This is a genomic window from Micromonospora sp. NPDC002411 (assembly GCF_053592955.1).
In genome coordinates this window covers 1-3,398 of the sequence record NZ_JBSFBM010000507.1, presented here as the reverse complement: position 1 = coordinate 3,398, position 3,398 = coordinate 1, and the positions used below count along the sequence as shown (strand labels likewise).

Here is a 3,398-nt window from a genome sequence, read left to right as displayed (position 1 = left end):
AAACCTTCTCCCCCCCCCCTCCGTTGTTCGTTTCGGGGGGGGGGCCGCGGGGGGCGCCCCCCGACCCGGCCTGGCGACCGCCGGGGCACGGGTCGGTCCGTGTGACTACCGTGTAGGGCGGACACGTCGGAGGGACGGCAATGGCACGAGCGCAGAGCACTGACGTCGAACGGTCACTCGGACGGCGGATGCGGGGCGTGGCCGGGCTGGCCGCGCTTGCCGGGCTGGCTTGGGTCGCCCGGGATGTGCCGGCGGCGCTCGGCGGCCGGCTCAGCGGGGCCCGCGCCGAACGGGCGGCCCGCTCGCCCCAGTTCCGCGACGGCACCTTCCACAACCAGGCCGGCACCCGCACGATGGTCGCCGAGCCGGGCCGTAACCTGGTCCGCGAGCTGATCTTCGGTAAGCAGAAGCGGCACCCGACCACACCGGTGCCGCTGCTGCGTCCGAGCGCTGCGCCCGCGCAGGCAGAGCGCGCTGACGAGCTGAACATCGTCTGGTACGGGCACGCCTCGACGCTGATCGAGATCGAGGGCCGGCGGGTGCTGCTCGACCCGGTGTGGAGCGACAGGTGCTCTCCCTCCGGGCTGGTGGGTCCTCGCCGGCTGCACGAACCACCGGTGGGCATCGACGAACTGCCGCCGCTGGACGCCATCCTGATCTCGCACGACCACTACGACCACCTCGACATGGCCACCGTGCGGGCGCTGCTCGCCGGGCAGTCCGCGCCGTTCCTGGTCCCGCTCGGGGTGGGGGCGCACCTGGACCGCTGGGGCGTACCCGCTGAGCGGATCATCGAGCTGGACTGGTCCGAGTCGCACCGGGTCGCCGGGCTGGAGATCACCGCGACCGCCGCCCAGCACTTCTCCGGCCGAGGGCTGCGCCGAGACGGCACGCTCTGGAGTTCCTGGGTGGTGGCCGGGGCCCGCCGCAAGGTCTTCTACACCGGTGACTCGGGTTACTTCGACGGGTACGCGGCGATCGGCGCCGAACACGGGCCGTTCGACGTGACGCTGATGCAGATCGGCGCGTACGACCGGGCCTGGCCGACCATCCACATGTTCCCCGAGGAGGCGGTCGACGCACACGTCGACCTGCGCGGCGGGCTGTTCGTCCCGGTGCACTGGGCGACGTTCAACCTGGCCCTGCACGACTGGTCCGAGCCGGTCGACCGGCTGTGGGCCGAGGCGAAGGCCCGCGACGTACGGCTCGCCGTGCCCCGCCCCGGCGAGCGGGTGGTGGTCGACGAGCCGCCCGCCGTCGACGGCTGGTGGCAGGCCATCGCCTGAGCAGTCCGGCGCCGGCCTGAGCCGTCCGGCCCGGGTCTCGCGGGTCAGAGCACGAAGGCGTCGGTCCAGAGCGCGCCGGAGCGGCCGGAGAGCGCGTCCAGCATGGCCACCGCCTGCCCGTCGGTGAGCTGCGCGACGAAGTCCACGATGGCGCGCCCCCGGGCGCGGCCGATCCGGTCCGGGATGCGCGGGTGCAGCTCGGCCTCGGCCAACTCGACCAGGTCGTGCAGCCGGCGGGGCAGCCGCGACTCCTCCTCCGGGTCGAGCAGCCACTCCCAGAGCGCCTCGACCAGGGTGCCCAGCAGCCGGGCCTGGCCGCGCTGGTGCAGGGCGAGGTCCGGGCGGGCCAGCACGAACCGGTGGTGGACGAACTTGAGCACCTGCACCTCGTGCCACTGCGCGCAGCCCAGCAGCACGTACCCGGAACGCACCGACGGCTGGTCGGTCACGGTGATGGCCTCGACGAAGCGGGTGGACCAGCGGGCGGAGAACCGCGCCACGTACTGCTCGGCCTCGATCGAGCCGTCGAACGGCATCGCCAGCAGCCCGTCGACCAACTCCTCGCGCACGTGCTCGACGGCGGCGGCGAACGCGTCGTCGTCGGCGATCCAGGCGTCCTTGCGGTGCAGTTGCCGCCGCAACCGCTCGATCGCCGCCCCGGGTCGCCGCGCCGACGTGGCCAGCGCCGCGTCGGTGATCGCCCGGAAGTGCCCACTCTCGCGCTGCCACGCCATCAGCTCGGCGGAGACCGAACCCTGTTGGAGCACACCGACCCGGTAGAAGTCCTCCACGTCGTGGATGGCGTACGCGATGTCGTCGGCGGTGTCCATCACCGACGCCTCCACGGTCTGCTGCCAGTCCGGTATGCGACCGGTGAACGGCTCCCGGGCCTGGCGCAGGTCGTCGAGTTCCGTCCGGTACGCGCCGAATTTCGACGAGCCGCTCTCCGGGTCGTCCGGCGGCGGGGTGGCCCCGCGCGGCGGCGGGTCCATCGTGCGGGGGTGCGGGTCGGGGTGGTCCAGCCGGGTCCACGGGTACTTCAGCATCGCCGCGCGGACCGCGGCGGTCAGGTCCAGACCGGTGGTGGCCGCGCCGCGGATCTCGGTGCTGGTGACGATCCGGTACGACTGGGCGTTGCCCTCGAAACCGTCGGCCAGGCCGAGGCGCTGGCGGGCCAGCCGGTCCAGCACCCGCTCCCCCAGGTGCCCGAACGGCGGGTGACCGAGGTCGTGGGCGAGCGCCGCCGCCTCCACCACGTCGGGGTCGAGGCCACCGAGCTTGTCCAGCAGGTCACGCCATCGGTCGTCGGTCGTCAGCCGCTCGGCGATCGCCCGGGCCACCTGGGCGACCTTGAGGCTGTGGGTGAGCCGGTTGTGCACCAGCAGCCCGGAGCCGACCGGGCTGATCACCTGGGTGACACCGCCGAGGCGGGCGAAGAACGGTGAGCCGACGATCCGGTCCCGGTCGGCACGGAACGGGTTGGCCGTCAGGTCGCCGAGGGCTCGGGCGCTGCCGCCGAAGAGCCGCCGGGCACGCGGCTCCGCAGGTGTTTCCATGATCGCCACGCTAGCGCAGGCCGGGAGGGAGCGCCGCCGGGTCACCCGGCCGGGCGCGGCGACAGCGACCGGGGCCGCCCGGCAGAATGCAACCGGTACCCACTCCCGAAGGCGGATCGAGATCGTGACCCAGTCTGTTCATCAGCGGATCGCCGACGAGCTCGGCGTGGCCGAGCGTCAGGTGCGTGCGGCCGTGGAGCTGCTCGACGGCGGCTCGACAGTGCCGTTCATCGCCCGCTACCGCAAGGAGGCCACCGGCCTGCTCGACGACACCCAGCTGCGCACCCTGGAGGAGCGGCTGCGCTACCTGCGCGAGCTGGACGAGCGGCGGGCCGCGGTGCTGGAGTCGATCCGCACCCAGGGCAAGCTCGACGAGGCCCTGGAAGCGCAGATCATGGCCGCCGACTCGAAGTCCCGGCTGGAGGACATCTACCTGCCGTACAAGCCCAAGCGGCGGACCCGGGCGCAGATCGCCCGCGAGGCCGGGTTGGCTGACCGGTGGCAGGCCGCTCACCTCGAATGTCAGGGCGAGAGCGCGGGTGTCCTGCACGACGGC

3 protein-coding genes are annotated in these 3,398 nt (G+C 73.2%); 2 read left to right on the top strand and 1 reads right to left on the bottom strand.

Annotated elements, in window-relative coordinates; genetic code table 11:
- The first annotated feature begins 140 nt into the window (after positions 1-140).
- Positions 141-1,286: an MBL fold metallo-hydrolase gene (locus ACWCO3_RS33065; protein ID WP_358163115.1), complete on the top strand. Its 1,146-nt coding sequence runs from the start codon at positions 141-143 to the stop codon at positions 1,284-1,286.
- Positions 1,287-1,330: 44 nt separating this feature from the next.
- Here ACWCO3_RS33065 and ACWCO3_RS33060 read toward each other — a convergent pair whose 3' ends face one another.
- Positions 1,331-2,842, bottom strand: coding sequence for a deoxyguanosinetriphosphate triphosphohydrolase family protein (locus ACWCO3_RS33060; RefSeq protein ID WP_357841498.1), 1,512 nt, complete (start codon positions 2,840-2,842; stop codon positions 1,331-1,333).
- A gap of 124 nt (positions 2,843-2,966) precedes the next feature.
- Here ACWCO3_RS33060 and ACWCO3_RS33055 point away from each other — a divergent pair.
- Positions 2,967-3,398 (top strand): Tex-like N-terminal domain-containing protein (locus ACWCO3_RS33055; protein WP_450013854.1); only part of this gene is annotated, 432 nt, incomplete at its 3' end.